Genomic DNA, 21,111 nt, shown 5'->3' with positions numbered 1-21,111 from the left:
AGGAGTTCGAGGCGTTCACCACCAGTTGCGCCACATCGTGCAGTTGGCGGGCAGTGCCGGCGACCTCGCGGATCGATTCGTGGATACGCTCGACGAAGCGGTTGAAGGCATTGGCCAACGTACCGAATTCATCGTTGCTGGTGACCTTCAGGCGCTTGGTCAGGTCGCCCTCGCCCTGGGCGATGTCCTGCATGGCGCGGCCCATGTCGGTGAGCGGCTGCATCAGCATGCGGATCAGCATGCCGAGGAGAAGCATGATGCCGACCACCGCGATCAGCGTGGCGACGATCGCCGAAGTGCGGAATTCGCTGAGCATCGAATAGGCGGTGTCGCGGTCGAGAACCAGGGCGACGTACCAGGTCACGCCGGGCAGTCCCTTCACCGGGGTGAAGGAAACGAACTGGCTGCGACCGTCGAGTTCCACCTCGTGGACCCCGGGGACGATGTTCGGTGCGCCCTTGGGATAGGCTTCGGCGAGGGTCTTCAGGACCAGCCCGGAGTCGGGGTGGAGGAGGATCTTGCCGGCGTCGCTGACCAGGAAGGCGTAGCCGGCACCGTCGAACTTCAGGGAATTGAGGATCGCGGTCAGGGTCTCCAGCTTCATGTCGCCGGCGGCGACGCCCAGCAGTTGACCGGCGTGCCGCACCGGCAGCGACATGGCGAGGATCTGCTCGCCGGTGCCGGCATCGACGAAAGGTTCGGTGACGATCAGCCGGTCGGCCGCCAGCGCGTCCTTGTACCAGGCGCGGGTACGTGGGTCGTAACCTTCCGGCATGGCGTCGTAGGGGCGCATGGTGAAGGTGCCGCTGGCCGCCTCGCCAAGATAGACCGACGCGAAATTGCGGCTGAAGACGGGCTGTTCCAGTTGCCTTGCGATATTCGCCTCGTCGGGCTGGTCGAGCAGCGCCAGTTGCGAGGCCAGGCCTTCCACCAGGTGCATGCGGCCTTCCAGCCAGCTCTGGATGTTGCTGGCGGTCAGGGTGCCGATTTCCCCGAGGTAGTTTTCCGTGTCCGTGCGCACGGCCTCGCGCTGTCGGTAATCGTTGTAGAGGATGAAGCAGCTGAAGGCGAAAACTACCACCAGCGCGGCGGCGAGAAGGATTTTCTTGGCAAACGACAGCGAGCGAAGCATGAGCGATGCGTCCTGGCAAAAGCCTCAAGAAGGGCGGGGAGCCCAGGCCACCAGGTAGGGAGCTTGCGGGGGAAAGCCATGATCCAGCGCCTGAACGGCAGGCTTTGTAGCACAGTGCCATTACAAAGGCAAAATAGTGGCGCCATGAAAATGGCGCCACTGGAAGGAAATCGCTCTGGAAGAGGACGTCAGTCCGGAGCCAGTCCGCCGACTTTGGTGCCGACGCCGTCGAAGAAGGCTTTCAGCCCGCCGACGATACCGCTGTCCGTGGGACTCAATACGGCAATCAGAGCCACCGCGATCAAACCGGCGATAACCGCGTATTCGATGGCATTTGCCCCTTCTTCGTCCGCCAGGAATGCGCGAAGTTTGCAATACACGAGCAGAGTCAGGTTCTTCATTCTTGTTTGCTCCTCGAACGCGGCAATCACCGAGACAGAGCCCTGCCTCCACGCTGAGGCTAGGCCGGTGATGGCGTTTTGCAACAACTAAATGGCATTAGTAGGAGTGGATTAGTCGCAAGGTTATATGGCGGGTTACAAGGCTTGGACTACATCTAATGACAAATTGACATTGATTATCCCAAGTCTAGATTCAGGCCTATCGCCGCATGGACGAAGTTATGAACTTTGGTTCTTGAATAACGACTGTCGCCAGTCGATAACCCAATGTACCTGCCATGGAAAGCCAGTCCCGGAGTATGGCCATGACACGGACAGCAAGGCGCCACTTTTTCTTTTTCGTTCATCGGCGATCGCCGGTGATTTTCCGTTCATCGACCTGTCCGGACGCATAGCAGGGGTCTGCCCATGAATAGCAAGGTGCTGATGGCCCTGGCCGGCCTGCTGCTGCTCGGTGCGGTGTTGCTCGGATACCTCGGCGTATCCATCGGCCGCGCGCCATCGAACGCGCACGCTCCATCCGTGGCGCCGGCTTCGGCGACGGTGGACGCTTCGCTGGAAAAGCTCGAACGCAAGCCGGTGCTGGTGGCCAGTCGCGATCTCCCGGCGCTGGCGGTGATCGGCAAGGACGACCTGAGCGTCGAGCTGTTGCGGACCGCACCGGTCGGTAGCTACGACAGGCCCGAGGCGCTGCTCGGCAAGCGGGTCTGGGTCGCGGTGCCGGCTGGCAGCATTCTTTCCGCCGCGACCCTCGAACCCGGCGGTCCGCTGGCCCGGACCATCCGTCCGGACGAGCGGGCGATGGCGATCGCTGTGGACGAAGTGGTCGGCGGCGGCGGCTTCGTCCTGCCCGGCGACTATGTCGACGTGATGCTCTTCGTGCGTGACGAGCGGGACGGCGAATCGACCCCGCTGGCGCAACTGGTGTTGCCCGGCGTCCGGGTACTGACCTACGGCGAGCGGATCGCCGTGGGCAGCGATGGACAGGACCGCTCGAACCAGGAAAAGGACCCGCGTCCGCCGCGTACCGCGGTGCTGGCGGTACCGGAGGACGGCGTGGCGCGGCTGATGCTGGCGAGCCAGGCCGGTTCGCTGCGCCTGGCCATCCGCAGCAAGGACGAAGAACTCTACCGCAGGGAGCAGGAAGGCGCGCTGCTGCAAGCGTCGCTGGGCGCGCCGAGCGCGGCGCTGAGTCTCGACCAACTGCTGGAGCGCCGCAAACCGGCGGCGCCGAGCGTGCGCAGCACGGCTCCGCGCGTGCCGGTGGCCAACGGGGTCACGGTCTACCGTGGCAGCGCCATGACCCATGAAGCGCCTTGAGGGGAGCCGGCATATGCATCGGAGCACCGGGATAGGCGTGTCGCGCTGGCTGGGAGGGCTGCTGGGGGTGGCGTTGGCGCTGCCGGCGCTGGCTTTGCCGCAGGGCTGCATCGAGTTGCTGGCGCAGGCGCCGCGGGTCGACGTCGTCCAGGGACAACAGCGTGACCTGCGCCTGGCGGTGCCGATCGAACGGCTGGCCATCGGCGATCCGAAGATCGCCGACGTACAGTTGCTGGATCGTCGCGGCTTCCTGGTCACCGGCAAGGAACAGGGCTCCACCAGCCTGCTGATCTGGACCGGCTGCAGTCCCGAGCCGTTGCGCAGCCTGGTGGAGGTCGAGGGACGCGGTAGCGTCGATACCCGCGGTGCTCCAGCGTTCACCGCCGGCGCCGCGGAGGAGCTGCCGAACCAGGTGCAGACCGATATCCGCTTCGTCGAGGTCAGCCGCAGCAAGCTGAAGCAGGCCAGCACCTCGTTCGTCCGCCGCGGCGGCAACCTCTGGGTGCTCGGTGCGCCGGGCAGCCTCGGCGATATCAAGGTCAATGCCGACGGCAGCGGCCTGGGCGGCACCTTCGGCACCGGCAGCTCGGGATTCAACCTGATCTTCGGCGGCGGCAAGTGGTTGAGCTTCATGAATGCCCTGGAGGGCAGCGGCTTCGCCTATACCCTGGCGCGCCCGAGTCTGGTGGCGATGAGCGGGCAGAGCGCGTCGTTCCTCGCCGGCGGCGAGTTTCCGATCCCGGTGCCGAACGGCACCAACGACAACGTCACCATCGAATACAAGGAGTTCGGCATTCGCCTGACCCTCACCCCGACGGTGATGAACAACCGCCGCATCGCTCTCAAGGTGGCGCCGGAGGTCAGCGAACTGGACTACAGCGCCGGCATCCAGAGCGGCGGGGTGGCGGTGCCGGCACTGCGCGTCCGGCGCACCGACACCAGCGTGATGCTGGCCGACGGCGAGAGCTTCGTGATCAGCGGGCTGACCAGCAGCAACTCGGTGAGCAACGTCGACAAGTTTCCCTGGCTGGGCGACATCCCGATCCTCGGTGCGTTCTTCCGCTCGACCAAGCTGGACAAGGACGACCGCGAGCTGCTGATGATCGTCACCCCGCACCTGGTCCAGCCGCTGGCCGCCGACGCACAGTTGCCGGACCTGCCCGGCGAGGGCCTGCGGCACTACGATCCGGGGTTCTCGCGCCTGTACTTCCTCGAGCGCGGCGAGTACGACGGCCAGCAGAACGACACCGGTCTGTCGGATTAGGAGGCGCGCATGAACCAGAACTTCGTGGCGCTGACCCAGCATCCCGGCGAACTCGACTGGTTGCAGAACAGCCTGGCGTCCGCCGGCCAGGTGGTTCCGGCAGGCAGCGCCAGCCTGGAGGAGTTGCTGGCGCTGCTCGACGTCACCGCCGCCGGGGTGCTGTTCATCAGCCTCGGCAAGAGCAACCTGGTGTCCCAGGGCGCGCTGGTCGAGGGATTGGTATCGGCGCGGCCGATGCTCTCGGTGGTGGCCATCGGCGACGGCCTGGACAACCAGTTGGTGCTGGCGGCGATGCGCGCCGGCGCGCGCGACTTCATCACCTACGGCGCCCGCGCCAGCGAGCTGACCGGGCTGATCCGGCGCCTCGGCGGACGCCTGCCCAGCGTGCCGGTGAGCGCGGCGCGCCAGGGCGAGCTGCTGACCCTGGTCAGCGCCCGACCGGACGCCGACGGCGCCTTCGTCGCCTTGCACCTGGCCAAGGCGTTGCAGGAGCAGACGCCGAACCAGGTCCTGCTGCTGGACGTCGGCCAGCCCACCGGCGAGGCGCTGGCGATCCTCGGCCTGGACTCGGCCTTCACCTTCAGCGACGCCTTGCGCAACCTGCGGCGCCTCGACCAGACCCTGATCGACAGCGCCTTCACCCGCCTCGACAGCGGCCTGCGGATACTCAGCCTGACCGACGAGCCCGGCGTCCTGGAGCGAGTCACCACCGCCGAACTCTATCTGTTGCTGGGCAACCTGCGCGGGGCGTTCAGCCATGTGGTGGTCAACCTCACCGGGCTGCCCGAGGGCGAACTGAGCAACCAGTTGCTGGTGCAGGCCAACCGCGTGCTGTGGATGGTCGACCAGAGCGTGCCGTCCTGCAAGAAGGGCCTGGAGCGCCTGCGCCGCCTGCGCGAGCGCAACCTGCCGTTGCCCTCCATCGAGTTGCTGATCGAGCGCTACCTGCCCAATGTGGCGCCGGACCAGCAGGCCCTCAGCCGGATGTTCGACCTCGATCTGTTCGGCGTCCTGCCGTTGTCCCCGGAATCGCGCCTGCGCGCGAAGAACCTCGGCAAGAGCCTGTTCGAGGTGGCGCCGCGCGACCCATTGGCGGCCAAGCTGCGGCAACTGGCGGACAGCCTGTGCGTGACACGCGGCGAGCGCCGTTCGCTGCTGTCCTGGCTCGGCCGGGCCAAGGCGGCGCTGCTATGAGCACGGGATTCGGCGCGCGTCCTGACGGCGGTGCCTTCCACTACCGCCAGGAGCAGGACATCCAGGCGCTGAAGCTGCGCCTGCACCGCTACATCATCGACGAGATCGACGAAGACGGCATGAACCTGCTGGAGGGCGCGCGCTCCGCCGTGGTCCAGTACGTCTCGGAAAAGGTCTGCGAATACGGCTCGCGCCATCAACTGGCGATCTCCCGCTACGAACTGGACCGCCTGGCCGAAGAGGTGGTCGACGAACTCACCGGCTTCGGCCCGCTGGAGATCCTCCTGCGCGATCCCGGCGTCTCGGAAATCCTCGTCAACGGGCCGGGCCGGGTGTTCGTCGAGCGGGAAGGGCGGCTCTACCAGAGCGACCTGCGCTTCATCGACGACCACCATGTGCTGCGGGTGATCCAGCGTATCCTTGCGCCCCTCGGCCGACGCCTGGACGAGTCCAGCCCGATGGTCGACGCGCGCCTGCCGGACGGCAGCCGGGTCAACGCGATCATTCCCCCGGTGGCGCTGGACGGGCCGTGCATCTCGATCCGCAAGTTCAGCCAGGAGCTGCTGCGCAGTGCCGACCTGCTGGCCTACCAGAGCGTCGACGAAGCCTTGCTCGAGTTCCTCCGCCAGGCGGTCTCGCGCCGCTGCAACATCCTCATCAGCGGCGGCACCGGCACCGGCAAGACCACCTTGCTCAACGTCATCAGCGGCTTCATCGACGAACGCGAGCGGATCGTCACCATCGAGGACACCGCCGAGCTGCAACTCGGCCACGACCACGTGGTGCGCCTGGAGACCCGTCCGCCGAACGCCGAGGGCTACGGCGAGGTGACCGCCCGCGACCTGATCCGCAACGCCCTGCGGATGCGCCCGGACCGGATCATCCTCGGCGAGATCCGCGGCGTCGAGGTGCTCGATGTGCTGCAGGCGATGAACACCGGCCACGACGGCTCGATGAGCACGGTGCATGCCAACTCGGCGATGGATTCCCTGCTGCGCATGGAGATGCTGGTCGGCCTGACCGGCAACAGGCTGCCGGAGCAGACCTTGCGCCTGATGATCTGCGCCGCGCTGGACGTGGTGGTGCAGATCACCCGCCTGGCCAGCGGTCGGCGCTGCATCAGCGAAGTGCTGGAGGTGCTGGAGGTGCGCGACGGCGTGTACGTCACCAATACCCTGTTCAGTCTCGACCGGCGCGGCAGCGGGCAGTTCGTCCGCCAGGCCGCGCCGGTCGGGCAGAAATTCCGTCAGGCGCTGTTGTGAACGGCGCGCAACTGCTGGTGCTGTTCAGCGGCGTGCTGGCTTTCGCCGCGCTGGCCCTGGCGTTCATGGGCTGGCGCGCCGGGCGCAACGAACTGGTGGTTGAACGGCTGCTGGGACGCCAGGATGCGGTCGCGGTGCGGCCGCGCAGCAGTCACTGGCTGGCTCGCCAGATGCGTCGCGCCGGTATCCAGCGCCCGCGTCCGTGGTTGTTCGGGGTGGCAGTGCTCGCGCTGCTGCTGGTCTGGAGCGGATTGCGCCTGTTCGGCATCGTCGGCGCGCTAGGCGGCCTGCTACTGGCGGCGCTGTCCTGCCGCGTCGCCCTGGGCATGCTCTACCAGCGCCGCCTGAAGCGAATGATCCGGCAGATGCCGCGCTTCCTCGACCAGGTGGTGCGCAGCCTGCACGCCGGGCGTACCCTGGGCGACGCGCTGATGCAGGCGGTGGAGAACGCCGAGGAGCCGCTGCGCGACATCTTCACCCTGGCGCGCAACCACGTGCTTCTGGGCATCCACCTGCCGGAGGCGTTGCAGGAAGTCGCCGAACTCTACGAGGTGGAGGAACTGCGCATCCTCGCCCTGGGCGTCTCGGTCAACCACCGTTACGGCGGCAATACCAGCGACCTGCTGGACAGCATCGTCAAGCTCATCCACGAGCGCGAGAAGCTCAGCCGGCAGTTGCACGCGATGACCGGCGAGACACGGATCAGCGCCTATGTCCTGGCCGGCGTGCCGAGCGCCCTGGGCGGCTACATCCTGGCGAGCAACCCGGGCTATCTGCTGAACATGTGGGCCGACGGCACCGGGCGTTTCCTGCTGCTGGCCTCGCTCGGGCTGCAACTGCTCGGCTGCTATGCGCTGTGGCGCATGCTCAAGAGCGTCTAGGAGGTGGCCATGCAGGCACAGTGGCTGATTTTCGCGGCGCTCCTGATGGCGGTCGGCGGTGCCTTGTTGCTGTTGCTCCAGGCGCGCAACGGCAGCCGCGAGCAGCGCCTGATCGAGAGGCGCCTGGGAGCACTGGCCAACCCTGGCGGCTCGACCAGGTGGCTGGCCGGCATGACCGAGCGGATGGACGACAGCCTCTGGGTGCGGCGCCTGCAACTGATGGACAGCGAGGCCCGCCAATTGCTGCAACAGGCCGGCTGGCACGAGAGTCGCTACCGGACCCTGTACCTGATCTCGGTGTTCCTCACGCCGCTGCTGTTCGTTCTCCTGGTCCTGCTGCTCAAGCTGCTGCGCGCCGAGAGCGAGGCGTCCTACGCGGTGCCGCTGCTGTTCGCCGCCGGCATCGGTTTCCTCCTGCCCAAGCAGGTGCTCAAGCACTTCGCCAAGGCGCGCCGGGCGCTGATCGCCGACGAGATGATCCTGTTCGTGCAACTGATCCGCATCCTCTTCGACGCCGGCCTGACCGTGGAGCAGACGTTGCGCGTGGTCTGCCTGGAAGGCCGCGGGATCACCCCGCAACTGGCCCGCGAGCTGGACCTGGCGCTGAGCCGTGCCGACAACGGCATCGACCTGGCGGAAGAGCTGGAGGCGCTTGCCCGGCGCCTGCAGGTGGACCCGCTGAACGACTGCTGCGGCGTGCTACGGCAGATGTTGCGCCAGGGCGGCAGTGCGCGCAGCACCCTGCTGACGCTCAAGCAACTGTTCGAAGACCGGCGCCTGACCACCTTGCAGGAACGCATCGGCAAGCTGTCGGCGAAGATGAGCCTGGTGATGATGGTGCTGCTGTTCCCGGCGCTGCTGATCGTCCTCGCCGGTCCGGGCGTCATTGCCATCACCAAGGCCTTGGGAGGACTGGGATGAAAGCACTGATCGGCATCGGCCTGTGCCTCGCCCTGCTCGGCGGTTGCGCCGTGCTGCCGGGGCGGGACGGCCCACGGGAGTGTTCGCAGCGGCTCGGCCAGGAGCAGGAACTGCAGATGAACATGGTCCGCGACATGATCCGCGAGGGCCGCCTGCATGCGGCCCTGGCCAACCTGGAAAGCATGCCGCCGGGGTTGCTCGACGTGCGCGAGGAAAGGGCGCTGATCCTGCGCCGGATCGGCGACCCGCGGGCCAGGGCCGAGTACCAGGCCCTACTGGAAACCTGCAAGGCACCCGAGGCGCACCACGGCCTCGGCCTGCTCGCCCTGCGCAATGGCGACAGCGCCCGGGCGGTCCTCGAGCTGCGCGAGGCGGCGCGCCTGCGGCCGACCGAGAGCCGCTTCCGCAACGACCTGGGGGTCGCCCTGCTCAAGCGCGGCGACCGTGTCGGCGCGCGCTTCGAATTCATCACTGCGCTGGAGTTGCAGCAGGGTGGCAAGCTGCCGGCGACCAACCTGCTCGGCCTGCTGTACCTGCAAGGCGACCGGGAAGATGCGCAACTCCTGATCGAGCGCTTGCAGCTGGATGCCCGGGACATCCGCGCGGCCGAGGCGCGGGCGCGCAGCTGGGGTGCCGTCCCGACACCCGGCGCGGCGCCGGCAAGCGACGACCCGCTGGCGGAGCTGCCGGCGGGGGCGAATATGCATACCGCGATGGCCAACGAGGCGCCCTGAGCCGGCGCCGGAGAGGTGAACCATGCACGAGCGAATCCTGTTCGGTGTCTTGCTGCTCCTACCCGGCCTGGCCTGGGCCGCGGACACGCCGGCGGTCCGTCCCGCAGCGCCAGCGACGGCCGAGCCGCAGACCGCCACCCGCGCCTGGCTGGTCATCCAGGCGAGCGGCCGGGCCGCCAGCCCGGTTCGGCAAAGCGCGACCGCCGCCGAGCGCGAGCGTGCCTCCCAGCGCTACCTGAAAAGCTATGAGCACGAGATTCCCGAGTACCTGCTGGAAGATCGCGGCTTCGGCGAGAGCAAGAACTGACGGTTCCTGGCGGAGGGGCAGGGCATGAACGGATGGCCTGCAAGACAGCGCGGGGCGATCGGCATCCTGGCGGCGACCACCCTGCTGCTGGCCTTGATCTGCCTGTTGCTGGTGGTGGATACCGGGCGGCTCTACCTGGAGCAGCGCAACCTGCAGCGAGTGGCGGATGTGGCGGCGCTGGAGAGTGCCTCCCAGGGAGCCTTGTGCGGCGACCAGAGTTCTGCCCAGGCGACGTCTTTCGCCAAGGCCAGCGCGATGCTCAACGGGTTCGATGCGAACGCCACCGGCTCCAGCCTGTCGGCGGAGGTCGGCGGCGTGCTGAGTGCGGGGGGCCTGCGCAGTTTCATAGCCAGCGCGTCGAACGCGGCTGCCGCCAACGAGGCGGTGCATGTCGAGGTGACCAAGAGCGTTCCCGGCAGCCTGGTTGCCAACCTCGGGGGACTGTTCGGCGGCGGCAATGCCAACGTCGATCTCCGCGCAGAGGCCGTGGCGCGACGCCTGCCGAACGCCACGATTTCCGCAGGTACGGGGCTGGCGAGCGTGAACAGTGGCCAATCGGCGTTGCTCAACCCCATCCTGAGCGGATTGTTGGGCACCCACATCGATCTGTCAGCGGCGGCCTACAACGGTATCGCCGACGCGAAGCTCAGTGTGCTGGACATTCTCGGCCCGAATGGAATGGGCTTGGTCGGGGTCGATACCAGCCTGGGGACCATCGAGCAGTTGTTGAATACCAACGTCGGCTTGCAGCAGGTACTCGCCGCCAGCGTGAACGTCCTGGCGAAGAACGGCGTAGCCTCGGTCGAGGCCCTGAGAACGCAATTGGTGGGGGTAAAGTCGGCCACGTTGAAACTGGGAGACTTGCTGGGGCTGAGCGCCGGCGAGGTGAACAGCATGTCGCAGCTGGATACGGCGATCAATGCGCTGGATCTCATCATGGCGGTTGCCCAGGTCGCCAACAAGAATTCCGCGGTCGCCGTGAACCTGGGTATCCCTGGATTGGCCAACGCACGGCTCACGGTCGTAGAGCCGAAGAGGATCGTCTCCGGGCCGCCAGGGCAGGATGAGAGCGGTGCCTGGCGCACGGAGGTGCGCCAGTCCCAGGTACGACTTACGGCGGATATCGATTCCGGGTTCCTGTCCATTCTCGCCACCACGAAACTGCAACTGGCCATCGAAGGCGCGTCGGGAGCCGTCTGGCTGAAAAGCATGGCCTGTACCCGCCCGGATACCTCGTTGGACTTCGGCTGGAGAAGCAGCGGAGCGACGATAAAGATCGGCAGTCCGGCCAACATCGATCAGGTCGGCTCGATTCTGGTGCTTGGCGGCTTGGTGCGATTGGATCTCAAGCTCGATACCTCGATCGCCGGCAGCTCGGGCGATACGCGATTCAACGTGAAAGCCGACGGCTCCGATCTCGTCCAGAGCCGCAGGTTGCCGGAAAGCGGCTTTCTCGCCAGTACCCTGAAAACCAGCATCAACGTCAATCCCGTGGTGCTCGGACTGTGCTTGCCTTTGCTGTGCGGCTCGACGGCGCTCACCGACCTCATCGTGAATTCCGTGGTGGCACCTCTGGTCGATGGGCTGCTGACGCCGATCCTGAATCTGGTCCTGCCCTTGCTGGGGGTACAACTTGGATACATCGACGCGGAGATTCTGAAGGTCGATGTCGGCAGGGCGGAACTGCTGATCTAGCAGGCCCGCCGGGCCATCGAACCTGTCAGTGCACCACCGCTCCGCTGCCCTGCTGCATCGCCGCAGGCGACAGGGCCAGCGCCAACTGGGTGCGGTTGTGCATATGCATCAGGCGCAGCACCTGGGAGACGTACAGCTTCACCGTGTTCTCGGTGATGCCCAGCTCGTAGGCGATCTGGTAGTTGGTCAGGCCCTTGCTCACCAGCCGCGCCACCGCCTGCTGGCGGGGCGACAGCTTGCCGAACAGCGGATTGCTCGGGGACACCTGGCTTTCCGCGACCGGCGCCGGCGGCGCGGACGGCTGGCTGTCTTCGCTCCTGAGGGCGCTCGGCTGGCTGTTGCCGTGTACCTCGTACTTGATCTTGTGGATGTCGCGGTAGATCGAGTTCAGCGATTCGGCGAGGTATTCCAGGCGCTGGTTGACGTGGCTCAGGCTCAGCTGGCTGCGGACGCGCTCGTGCAGGCGGTTCTCCAGGCGTTCGAGGCCATGCAGCAGTTCCTGCGGCGCCACCGGTTTCTGGTAGTAGTCGGCGGCGCCGACCCGCATGGCCTCGATCACTTCCTGGCGGCCATCGTGGCCGGTGAGGATGATCGATTCGAAGAACCTGCCGTTGCCGGCGACTTCCTTGAGGCTCTCGATCAGGCGGATACCGTTGTCCTGCCCCAGGTAGAGGTCGCAGATGACCAGGCCGATGTTCGGGTCGGCCTGGAAGCTGGCGATCGCCGACTCCCGGTGGGTGCTGGTTACGCAACGGTAGCCACTGTTTTCCAGCAGTTCGCGGAGTTCCGAGGTCACCTGGGGTTCATCATCGATGATCAAGACGCTGAAATGCCGCGAGGCCGGTTTGTCCATGGTCATACGCTCCATTTGCTTATTTTGTTTTTTAACAGGGGACATGCATTGGAATGCAGCCATACCGAATGGTATTAGCCATAAGCATATAGTCGCTAAGTGAGGTTTTCCGCAAGTTTGCTCAGATAATTTTATTGATAATCAGGTGTGCCAAAAGGCCGGCGCCCATGGCGAATATAAAAGGGAATGACTTGTTTTTTGACGGTGCCCTTCGAAGGCGAACTTCTTCATTCATTGCGGACTTTTCTAGCGAACGTTTGAATAATCTGGCGAGGATGAATAGCGCGATGCAGAGCAGGCAGCCCAAGGCCAGGCTATAGAGCACCGTAAGTGGGTCGCTGGCCAGCCCCAGCGCGGCCAGGTACTTGACGTCGGCGGCGCCGAGCCTGCCGAGAAGGTAGCCGGGAAGGCTGAGGCAGACGCCTATAAAAAGTGCGGTCATTGCCATATTAACCGTAGCGCCGGTCAGGCTTGACTCGTTCACATATAAATAAATAAAGGAAATAAGAAGGCCGCCCAGGATAAGCCAGTTTGAGACGCGCAAACGTTTGATGTCCTGATATCCGCAAACGCTTGCCCACAAGGCCAGTGCTAATTGCTCCATCCTGTTCTTCAGCCTTTTTTCGACATCTGGATTAATACCTTTTCAATAACGTTGGCGGAGCGAATGACGACTAGTATTAAGGATGCGGATCGGGGATGTCAGCTCATGCTCGGAAAAGCTTCCCGGCGACGCCAGCACGGCGCCGTCGCCATCGAATTCACAGCGATCTTCCTGCTGTTTTTCGCGCTGGTCTACGGCCTGATCAGCTACAGCATTCCTTTGCTCATGTTGCAGTCGTTCAACGATGCCGCTGCCGTGGGGGCCCGTGCGGCGATCGCTGTGGATCCCTCCGATGCGGGCTACGAGAGCCTCGCCGAAGCCCGTGCCAGGGACGAGTTGCTCGCACGCCTGGACTGGATGCCGGCGGCCTGGCGGGCGAACCTCCAGCCTTGTGCCGGCAATGGCCAGTACGCCGACTACGTCAGCGCCACCTCGCGGATCGAGGTCTGCGTGCAGTACCCGTACGGCGATCCGGGCAAGGCGATCATCCCCGTGCTGAGCTTCCCCGGCATCGGCGCGATTCCCAACCTGCCGCAGACGCTGAAGGCGAGTGCCAACCTGTTGCTGTGAGGTGGTCGCATGTTCGAATTTTCCCGCTCGTCGTCCGCCGAGGCCGAGAGGCCGGAACCCTTTTCGCAGGAAGGCCCCGCCCTCTGGAGCGCTTCGCTGAGGAGTTGGGACCTGTGTTTCGAGATGGACGAACAGGACCGCGTGATCCGGGTCGGCGGGCGGCAGGCGTATCGTCTGCAGTGCGCCCATGGGCGTGGCGAACAGCCGCGGCCTTTCGCCGAGTATCTGGAGCGGCGCGCCCCCGGTGCGCCGACGCTGGCCGGCCTGCGCCGGGGCGAGCGTCTCGACCTGACGCTGCGCAGCGATGCCGCCGCGCCATTGACCTGTCGTTTCCAGCCGATGCAGCCGCTCGATGGCCTGGGACGCTCGCTGCTGCTGGGCATGGACATCTCCGACCTCAACTGGCAGTCCGACAGCCAGCAGCACCAGTTGCAGAGCCTGAGCCTGGGCAAGCTGATCCTTTCGCGTCTGCGCCATGTCTCCCCCGGGCACCTGGCGGAGGCGGTCCAGGAGATTCTCGAATCGCTCTCCGGCGCGTTCCAGATGCAGGCTATCGCCCTGCTGCTGGGTGACGGCAAGGGTTTCTGCACGGTCTTTGCCAGTCATGTGCGGCCTGGCAGCGACAGTTTGCTGCAACCGACCCTGCAACTCGCCGACGACGACCTGCGCGAAGGGGCGGGCGCGCGCTTGCTACGCCGTGGCGAAGGCGCCTCGACGCTGCTCCGGCAGATCGGCGAGGACGCGCTCTACCTGGTGCCGGCGGCGATGCGCGGTGGCCGCCTGGGGGCGTTGCTGGTGCGGCCGATGTCGCTGGAGCAGCTCGCCCAGGGGCCCGCGCCGCAGGACTGGCAATACCTCGCGGAACTGCTGGCGAACCAGGTGGCGGACCGCTGCGAACTCCACGAGCAGCACGACAGTTCGCGCAAGCTGGGGCTGTTGCAGGAGATGATCGGCGGCGGCTGGTGGCGTTACTGGGCGGAGCAGGAACTCTTCGAACTGGCGCCGGCCTTGCACGACAGCCTGGGATTGACCGGCGAGTATCGTCGGGTGCCGTTGGAACACCTGCTGGGCCTGCTGCAACCGTCGGACGCCGACGAACTCGGCCTGCGCCTGCGCGCCTGCCTGCGCAGCGGCCAGGCGCTGGCCCAGGACCTTTGCCTGCGTCAACCGGATAGCCGCGGCGAACGTCGCTGGCTGCGCATCGAGGGCCGGCCGCTGGGACGCGGCAGTGCCATGGGGCTGTCCGGCGTGCTGCTCGACATCAGCGAAGGCCGGCGCCAGGAGGAGCGGGCACAGGCGGCCCACGCGCGGTTGCGCAGCCTGATCGACAGCGCGCCGGTGGTGATCTACGTCCAGCGGGTTGAGCAGGGGCACCTGGTGCCGGAGTTCTACAGCGAAAGCGCGAGCAACCTGCTCGGCCTCGACCTGCAGGGACAGAGTTGGCAGGCGCTCGCCGAGCGGGTGCATCCGGATGATCTGGAGGCCTTTTTCGCCCGTGGCCGCGAGTTGCTTCGCGAGGGCCGGGTGAAGACCCGCTATCGCCTCGCCGATGGCCAGGGCAACTGGCACTGGCTCTACGACGAAGCCAAGCTGCTGCGCGATGCCCAGGGCCTGCCCAGCGAGGCGGTGGGCCTGTGGCTGGACGTGACCGAGCAGCACCTGGCGGCACAGCGTATCGCCGAGAGCGAGGAACGCTATCGGATCCTGGTGGAGGATTCGCCGGCGCTGATCTGTCGCTATACCGCCGACCTGGTGCTGACCTACGTGAACCGGACCTTCGCCGATAGCCTCGCGACCAGCCCGGAGCGACTGGTCGGCCGCCGGCTCGATGAGTGGCTGGCGGCGGAAGACGCCAGCGCCTTGCGTGCGCGTCTGCTGGGCTCGCTGCGGGAGGGCGCCAGCGAGGTGCCGGAGCTGCGCTTCAACCTGCCGGGGCAACGTTTTCTCTGGCTGGTGTGGGCCGAGCGGCCGTTGTTCGACGCTCGCGGCGAACTGCGCGAAGTACAGGCGGTGGGGCGCGACAACACGCCGGTGCGCCGGGCCCAGCAGCAACTGGCGCAAGGCGCCAAGATGGCCAGCCTGGGGGAGATGGTCAGCGGCCTCGCCCACGAGGTGAAGCAGCCGCTGCACGTGCTGCGCATGACCCTGTTCAACATGCGCCAGCGGATGAACAGCGTCGGCCTCGACGGCGACTACCTGGGCGAGAAACTGGAGCGCATGGATGCCCAGGTCCTGCGCGTCGACCGCCTGGTCAGCCACCTCGGCGTGTTCAGCCGCAAGTCGGCGGTGGAGGCGCTGCCGTTCGACCCCTATGCCGCCTTCGAAGGCGCCCTGGGCCTGCTCGGCGAAGGGCTGCGTCAACACGCCATCGAGGTGGAGTGCCCGGCGCCGACGCAGCGGATGGTTGTGCGAGGCCAGGCGGACCAGTTGGAGCAGGTGATCATCAACCTGCTCGCCAACGCCCGCGATGCCCTGCTCGGCAATCCCGGCCTGGCCAGCCGGCGCATTCGCCTGGAGCAGGTGGCCTGCCGCGAACCGGGCTGGATCGAATTGCACGTGCACGACAACGGCGGCGGGATCGAACCGCTCCTGCTGGAGCGGATATTCGAACCCTTCTTCACCACCAAGGCGGAGGGCAAGGGTACCGGCCTGGGTCTCTCGGTCAGCCACGATCTGGTGCGCAACATGGGCGGTAGCCTGACGGCGGCCAACCAGGGGGAGGGCGCGTTGTTCGTGGTTCGCCTGCCGCTGGCGGCGCTGCCCGCCGAGGCGGGCGGATGACGTCGGAGGGAGCGCGGCAAAAAAAAAAACGCCTGCGGACAAGCAGGCGTTTTTTCAACCGGCGAGGCGGCTCAGATGAATTGCGAGGCCAGCCAGAACAGGCCGGCGGACAGCGCCATCGAAGTCGGCAGGGTGAGCACCCAGGCCATCAGGATGTTGCGCACGGTGCCGCCGTGCAGGCCGCTCTTGTTCGCCACCATGGTCCCGGCCACGCCGGAGGACAGTACATGGGTGGTGGACACCGGCAGGCTGTAGATGTTGGCCATGCCGATGGCGGCGGCGGCGGTGATCTGCGCGCTCATGCCCTGGGCGTAGGTCATGCCCTGCTTGCCGATCTTCTCGCCGACGGTGAGCACTACGCGCTTCCAGCCGACCATGGTGCCGATGCCGAGAGCCAGGGCTACCGCGATGATGACCCAGAACGGCGCGTATTCGGTGGTCGCGGTCAGGTCCTTGCGTAGCTTCTCCAGGTCGGCCTTCTCCCGCGCCGGCAGGTCGGAAAGCTTGCCGACCTTCTTCGCGGTGTCGTCCAGGCACAGCAGGTAGCGACGCACCTGCACGCGCTCGTCGGCGTCCAGGTCGTTGTAGCTGGGCACGCCGCGCAGGTCGCGGAGCAGCGCGTTGATGGTCGGCTCGGTCTGTTTCGGATCGCAGCGGTAGAACTGCGGCATCTCGCTGCCATTGCTCTTGCCCAGGGCCAGCATGTCGCCGAGGGTATCGGTGTGGCGCTGATAGAACTGGCTGAGGTGCAGGGCGGCGTCGCGGGTGCGCTCGATCTGGTAGGTGGTGCTGTTCAGGTCGAGGACGAACTTGGCCGGGACGATGCCGATCAGTACCAGCATGATCAGGCCGATACCCTTCTGGCCGTCGTTGGAGCCATGGACGAAGCTTACCGCCATGGCGGAAAGCACCAGCACCAGGCGGTTCCAGAACGGCGGGTGCTTTTTCTCGTCGAGTTCGCGACGGGTTTCCGGGGTCTTGTGCATCTTCGACAGCGGACGCCACCATTTCAGTCCGAGCAGGACCAGCGCGGCGACCATGAAGCCGGCCAGCGGCGAGAAGATCAGCGACAGGCCGATGTCGATCGCCTTCTGCCAGTTGATCCCTTCGGCCAGCGGCACGTCGGTGATCAGCGCATTGGCCAGGCCGACGCCGAGGATCGAGCCGATCAGGGTGTGCGAGCTGGAGGCCGGGATGCCGAAGTACCAGGTGCCGAGGTTCCAGGCGATGGCGGCGGCGAGCAGGGAGAAGACCATCGCCAGGCCATGGCCGGTGTTCACGTTGATCAGCAGCTCCACCGGCAGCAGGTGAACGATGGCGTAGGCTACGCCGACACCGCCGAGCAGCACGCCGAGGAAATTGAACACACCGGAGAGCATCACCGCCCGGTAGGGGGACATCGCTTTGGTGTAGATGACGGTGGCCACCGCGTTGGCAGTGTCGTGGAAGCCGTTGATGAACTCGAAGGTGAGGACGAAGGCCAGGGCCAGCACCAGGCTGATACCCACCCAGGCATCGAGCCCGCTGAAAAGATCGAACATGTGAGAAACCGGTCAGAGACGGGGCGGCGATTATGCCAGATGCGTTTTTATCCGTCTGGAACTCCGGAAGGTTGCCATTGTCGCGGGCAACGCCCCGTCGCATCGGGCTTTGCGGGAAAAACGAAACAGATTGAAACGCTTCGCTATCCGTCGCTCTCCTGTCGGTTGGAGGTAAATGGAATGGGGTTCGCTGCTTCCTGCCCGGCCTTGCGACGCTCTTCTTCGATCTTCTGCAGTTCTCTGTCGAACGCCTGTTCCTGAACGGTTGGGCGTTTGCGCCAGGGCTTGCGGTCGGGTTCCGGCTGGGCGGCATAAAGCGTCACTTCGCCGCCGTACACGTCCTTGTAACGCTGTTCCTCGCGCGCCAGCGCGGCACGCAATTCGTCTTTCGTCACGGGTGGTCCTGAGTCCAAAAAGAGCGGGCCCGATAGCGACCAGGCTGGGCGGAAGCGGGGTCCGGCCAGCGCCGGTTGGGAGTCTAGTCGACCGCTACCGGCTGTAAATGGGCGCGGAATTATAACGTGGGCTCCGGGCTTGTCATACGGTGTCGGCCGACGGACGGCAGGACGGAAGTTCTTCGAGCGTCCCCTGGAAATGCGGCGAAGCCCCCATGGATCAAGGCCTGGCCGACGCGTCCGGGGCGTTCTCCGCCTTTCGTCGCGGCCTGCGCTAGTCGAATGCCAGCCATTGGCCATACCACTAAGGAACGATGGCGGCGCTTCCGGGGGCGGGCTACAAACCGGACTACAAGTCAAATAAAGAAGCCCCGCCGCCCGTCCGACCCCAGGGTCATGACGCAACGCCCCGGAGGCCGGAGATTTACTCATGCAGCCCGCTCGTTCCCGCATCCTCTTCGTCTGCCTGTTGCAGAGCCTGGCCCTGGTTCTCCTGCTGGTCGGCGCCCGGCATGGCTGGCTGCCGCTATACCTGGCCCTGCCGCTCGGCGTGGCGCTGCTCTGGTTGCCCTGGCTGCTTCCCGGCAACCGCACGGCGGTCGCGACCGTCGGCGAGCCCGACATCGCCCGGCTGGCTCGCGACCTGTCCCATAACACCAGCCAGAACGCCTTGTCGGCCGCCGGCGTGGCGTTCTCGGTGAAGCGCCTGGCGGAGAAGCTGCAATCCCAGCTCGACGCCGCCGAACAGATCGTCGGCAGCGCCGAAGTGATGATCCACACCGAGCGCGCCACCTCCAATCTGGCGCGCCAGGCCATGGACGCCGCCACCCGGGCGCGCGCCGGCAGCGACGAGGGCCAGTCCCTGCTGGCCTCGACCATCGAGCGCATGCATCAGCTCAGCGAGCGGATGGGCGCCAGCCGCGAGGCGATCGAGGCGCTGAACCAGCGCAGCGAGGACATCCAGCGGGTCACCCTGGTGATCCAGGGCATCGCCAGCCAGACCAACCTGCTGGCCCTCAACGCGGCCATCGAGGCGGCCCGTGCCGGCGAGCATGGGCGCGGTTTCGCGGTGGTCGCCGAAGAGGTGCGCGGCCTGGCCGGACGTACCGCCGAGGCTACCGAGGAAGTCGGCCAGATGGTCGCCGATATCCAGCGCCAGACCAGCGAGGTGGTCGAGCAGATCCGCCAGCTTTCCGAAGAGTTGGGGGAAGGGGTCGGCCAGGTCGAGCTGACCGGTCGGCAACTGGAAGGCATTGCCGAACTGGCGGCCGGGGTGGAGAGCCAGATTACCGAGATCGCCCAGGGCGCCGAGATCAACCGCAGCCAACTCGCCAGCCTGTTCGCCGCGGTCGAGCAGGTACGCGGCGACCTCAGCGCCAGCGAGGAACAGACCCTGCGCCTCGGCGAGGCCGCCAGCCAGTTGGAGAACCAGGCCGAGGTGATCAGCGAGCGCCTCGCCGAGGTCAGCCTGGACGCCTACCACCAGTCGGTCTACGACCTCGCCCGGGAGGGCGCGGCGGCTATCGCCGCTCGCTTCGAGGAGGACGTGCGCAGCGGGCGTATCGATCTCGACGACCTGTTCGACCGTAGCTACCAGCCGTTGCCCAATACCCAGCCGACCAAGTACCGGACCCGCTTCGACAGCTACACCGACCAGGTCCTGCCAGGCATCCAGGAGCAGTTGCTGGAGCGCAACCGCAACCTGGTGTTCGCCATCGCCTGTACCCCCGAAGGCTACGTGCCCACCCACAATCGCGCCTTCGCCCATCCGCCCAGCGGCGACCCGCAGACGGACGCATTGCGCAGCCGCAGCAAGCGCCTGTTCAACGACCGCACCGGGATTCGCTGCGGCAGCCACCAGCAGCCGCTGTTGCTGCAGACCTACACCCGCGACACCGGCGAACTGATGCACGATCTTTCGGTGCCGATCTTCATCCACGGCAAGCACTGGGGCGGCCTGCGCCTCGGCTATCGGCCGGAGGGCGCGGAGCCGGGCAAGGCGGCCGCGCCGGCGGCGCAGGGGCTGAGCCTGGCCTTGAACGGCTAGCCGGCCGCGGCGATCAGGCCGCCGGCCACGGCGCAGGCGAGCACCACTTGCCAGGGCGGCGTCTTCCAGGCGAGCAGGGCCAGCAGGGCGAAGAGCAGCAGGGCGAAGTCGGCCGGGCGCAGGATGCCTTCGGTCCAGAGCGGCTGGTACAGCGCCGCCAGCAGCAGGCCGACCACCGCCGCGTTGACCCCGGCCAGCGTTGCCCGTACCCGGCGTTCGTGGCGCAGGCGTTCCCAGAACGGCAAGGCACCGGCGACCAGCAGGAACGACGGCAGGAAGATCGCCAGCAGGCACAGCAGCGCGCCGCTCCAGCCGTTCGGCGCCGGGCCAGAGGCTGCGCCGAGGAACGCGGCGAAGGTGAAGAGCGGGCCCGGTACCGCCTGGGCGGCCGCGTAGCCGGCGAGGAAGGTATCGCCGTCGATCCAGCCCTTGGGTACCACCTCCGCTTGCAGCAGCGGCAGCACCACATGGCCACCGCCGAATACCAGCGAGCCAGCCCGGTAGAACGCATCGAGCAGGCGCAGCCATTGTTCCGGCCAGAGGCGCGCGGCCAGCGGCAGGCAGACCAGCAGCACGGCGAACAGGGCGAGGGACAGCAGCGCGCCGCGGTAGCCAATGGCGATCGGCAGCCGCTCGTGGCCTTCCCCGGCTTCCGTTTTCAACAGGGCGAGGCCGGCCAGGCCGGCACCGGCGATCACCGCGACCTGGGCCCAGGCAGTGGGCCAGGCCAGCACGCTCGTGCAGGACAGCGCCATCAGCGCCAGGCGCGGGCGATCCGGGCACAGGCTGCGGCCCATGCCCCAGACCGCCTGGGCCACCACCGCCACCGCAGCGATCTTCAGGCCATGCACCACGCCCTCGGGCAACAGCGCGCCCCAGCGCCCCAGGCCGAGAGCGAAGAGCACCAGCAGCAGCGCCGAGGGCAGGGTGAAACCGAGCCAGGCGGCGAGGGCGCCGGGATAGCCGGCGCGGGCCAGGCCGAGAGCCATGCCGACCTGGCTGCTGGCGGGGCCGGGAAGGAACTGGCAGAGGGCGACCAGGTCGGCGTAGCTGCTTTCGCTCAGCCAGCCGCGGCGGCGGACGAACTCGTCGCGGAAATAGCCGAGGTGGGCGATGGGCCCGCCGAAGGCGCTGCAGCCCAGTTTGAGAAAGGCGAGGAACACCGCGAGGGCGGTGTCGGGATGGCGGCTGGCGGTTGGCATGCGAACT

18 protein-coding genes and 1 pseudogene are annotated in these 21,111 nt (G+C 66.6%); 12 read left to right on the top strand and 7 right to left on the bottom strand.

All coding sequences use genetic code 11. The annotated features are described in order from the left end of the window. A pseudogene (gene pctC / locus HMPREF2886_RS01585) lies at nt 1-1,132 on the bottom strand (methyl-accepting chemotaxis protein PctC); the annotation flags it as partial. Nucleotides 1,133-1,320: 188 nt separating this feature from the next. Then, nucleotides 1,321-1,533 (bottom strand): type 4b pilus Flp major pilin, encoded by a 213-nt coding sequence (gene flp / locus HMPREF2886_RS01580; protein ID WP_015503500.1) that lies wholly within the window; start codon nt 1,531-1,533, stop codon nt 1,321-1,323. Nucleotides 1,534-1,941: 408 nt separating this feature from the next. Between flp and rcpC the strand changes: the two genes are divergently transcribed. The 9 genes from rcpC to tadG are packed head-to-tail and all read left to right on the top strand — an operon-like array spanning nt 1,942 to nt 11,111. After that, a complete protein-coding gene (gene rcpC / locus HMPREF2886_RS01575) occupies nt 1,942-2,853 on the top strand; it encodes a type 4b pilus Flp biogenesis protein RcpC (RefSeq protein WP_033976462.1) in 912 nt (303 codons plus the stop codon). A 13-nt stretch (nt 2,854-2,866) separates the two neighbouring features. Further along, nucleotides 2,867-4,117, top strand: a complete 1,251-nt coding sequence (gene rcpA, locus HMPREF2886_RS01570) for a type 4b pilus Flp secretin RcpA (RefSeq protein WP_003110119.1) — start codon at nt 2,867-2,869, stop codon at nt 4,115-4,117. Between the two features lie 9 nt (nt 4,118-4,126). Beyond that, nucleotides 4,127-5,311: a type 4b pilus Flp biogenesis protein TadZ gene (gene tadZ / locus HMPREF2886_RS01565; protein WP_003093855.1), complete on the top strand. Its 1,185-nt coding sequence runs from the start codon at nt 4,127-4,129 to the stop codon at nt 5,309-5,311. Further along, entirely contained in the window at nt 5,308-6,573 is a 1,266-nt protein-coding gene (gene tadA, locus HMPREF2886_RS01560) for a type 4b pilus Flp biogenesis ATPase TadA (protein WP_003093851.1), read from the top strand. Before tadZ ends, tadA begins: the two co-directional genes overlap by 4 nt. Next, the gene (gene tadB, locus HMPREF2886_RS01555; protein WP_033976463.1) at nt 6,570-7,454 is read left to right on the top strand and encodes a type 4b pilus Flp biogenesis protein TadB; all 885 of its coding nucleotides are present in this window, start codon (nt 6,570-6,572) and stop codon (nt 7,452-7,454) included. The genes tadA and tadB overlap by 4 nt, the downstream gene beginning before the upstream one ends. A 9-nt stretch (nt 7,455-7,463) precedes the next feature. Next, complete coding sequence (gene tadC, locus HMPREF2886_RS01550; RefSeq protein WP_070746641.1) at nt 7,464-8,375, top strand: type 4b pilus Flp biogenesis protein TadC; 912 nt, start codon at nt 7,464-7,466, stop codon at nt 8,373-8,375. After that, the gene (tadD, locus tag HMPREF2886_RS01545; RefSeq protein WP_033971700.1) at nt 8,372-9,109 is read left to right on the top strand and encodes a type 4b pilus Flp biogenesis protein TadD; all 738 of its coding nucleotides are present in this window, start codon (nt 8,372-8,374) and stop codon (nt 9,107-9,109) included. The genes tadC and tadD overlap by 4 nt, the downstream gene beginning before the upstream one ends. 22 nt (nt 9,110-9,131) lie before the next feature. Next, nucleotides 9,132-9,416: a DUF3613 domain-containing protein gene (locus HMPREF2886_RS01540; protein ID WP_070746639.1), complete on the top strand. Its 285-nt coding sequence runs from the start codon at nt 9,132-9,134 to the stop codon at nt 9,414-9,416. A gap of 24 nt (nt 9,417-9,440) precedes the next feature. Then, nucleotides 9,441-11,111 carry a type 4b pilus Flp biogenesis protein TadG gene (gene tadG / locus HMPREF2886_RS01535; protein WP_033971702.1) on the top strand — a complete coding sequence of 557 codons (1,671 nt, stop codon included), beginning with the start codon at nt 9,441-9,443 and terminating at the stop codon, nt 11,109-11,111. A 25-nt stretch (nt 11,112-11,136) separates the two neighbouring features. Here the strand turns inward: tadG and pprB are convergent, their stop codons facing one another. Next, nucleotides 11,137-11,964 carry a two-component response regulator PprB gene (gene pprB / locus HMPREF2886_RS01530; RefSeq protein WP_033976465.1) on the bottom strand — a complete coding sequence of 276 codons (828 nt, stop codon included), beginning with the start codon at nt 11,962-11,964 and terminating at the stop codon, nt 11,137-11,139. 121 nt (nt 11,965-12,085) lie between these two features. Further along, nucleotides 12,086-12,568 (bottom strand): type 4b pilus Flp prepilin peptidase, encoded by a 483-nt coding sequence (gene fppA, locus HMPREF2886_RS01525; protein ID WP_033971704.1) that lies wholly within the window; start codon nt 12,566-12,568, stop codon nt 12,086-12,088. Between the two features lie 63 nt (nt 12,569-12,631). On the opposite strand from fppA, the gene HMPREF2886_RS01520 reads away from it, so the two are divergent. Beyond that, the gene (locus HMPREF2886_RS01520; RefSeq protein ID WP_003120840.1) at nt 12,632-13,138 is read left to right on the top strand and encodes a TadE/TadG family type IV pilus assembly protein; all 507 of its coding nucleotides are present in this window, start codon (nt 12,632-12,634) and stop codon (nt 13,136-13,138) included. A gap of 9 nt (nt 13,139-13,147) precedes the next feature. Next, a complete protein-coding gene (gene pprA, locus HMPREF2886_RS01515) occupies nt 13,148-15,919 on the top strand; it encodes a two-component system sensor histidine kinase PprA (protein WP_033976466.1) in 2,772 nt (923 codons plus the stop codon). A gap of 71 nt (nt 15,920-15,990) precedes the next feature. On the opposite strand, the gene HMPREF2886_RS01510 is transcribed toward pprA, so the two are convergent. Together HMPREF2886_RS01510 and HMPREF2886_RS34685 are read right to left on the bottom strand one after the other, a co-directional pair. Then, nucleotides 15,991-17,460 carry an inorganic phosphate transporter gene (locus HMPREF2886_RS01510; RefSeq protein WP_003093821.1) on the bottom strand — a complete coding sequence of 490 codons (1,470 nt, stop codon included), beginning with the start codon at nt 17,458-17,460 and terminating at the stop codon, nt 15,991-15,993. Between the two features lie 143 nt (nt 17,461-17,603). Beyond that, nucleotides 17,604-17,855 (bottom strand): hypothetical protein, encoded by a 252-nt coding sequence (locus HMPREF2886_RS34685; RefSeq protein WP_033971706.1) that lies wholly within the window; start codon nt 17,853-17,855, stop codon nt 17,604-17,606. Nucleotides 17,856-18,285: 430 nt separating this feature from the next. Here HMPREF2886_RS34685 and HMPREF2886_RS01500 point away from each other — a divergent pair, with 430 nt between their 5' ends. After that, nucleotides 18,286-19,902, top strand: a complete 1,617-nt coding sequence (locus HMPREF2886_RS01500; RefSeq protein WP_033971707.1) for a methyl-accepting chemotaxis protein — start codon at nt 18,286-18,288, stop codon at nt 19,900-19,902. Here the strand turns inward: HMPREF2886_RS01500 and chrA are convergent. Then, nucleotides 19,899-21,104 carry a chromate efflux transporter gene (gene chrA / locus HMPREF2886_RS01495; RefSeq protein ID WP_033971708.1) on the bottom strand — a complete coding sequence of 402 codons (1,206 nt, stop codon included), beginning with the start codon at nt 21,102-21,104 and terminating at the stop codon, nt 19,899-19,901. The genes HMPREF2886_RS01500 and chrA overlap by 4 nt on opposite strands. Nucleotides 21,105-21,111 lie beyond the last annotated feature (7 nt).

Source organism: Pseudomonas sp. HMSC066A08, from assembly GCF_001813025.1.
GTDB lineage: Bacteria > Pseudomonadota > Gammaproteobacteria > Pseudomonadales > Pseudomonadaceae > Pseudomonas > Pseudomonas aeruginosa.
Note: the sequence above shows the minus strand (reverse complement) of the source record. Positions and strands in the feature narration are given on the sequence as shown.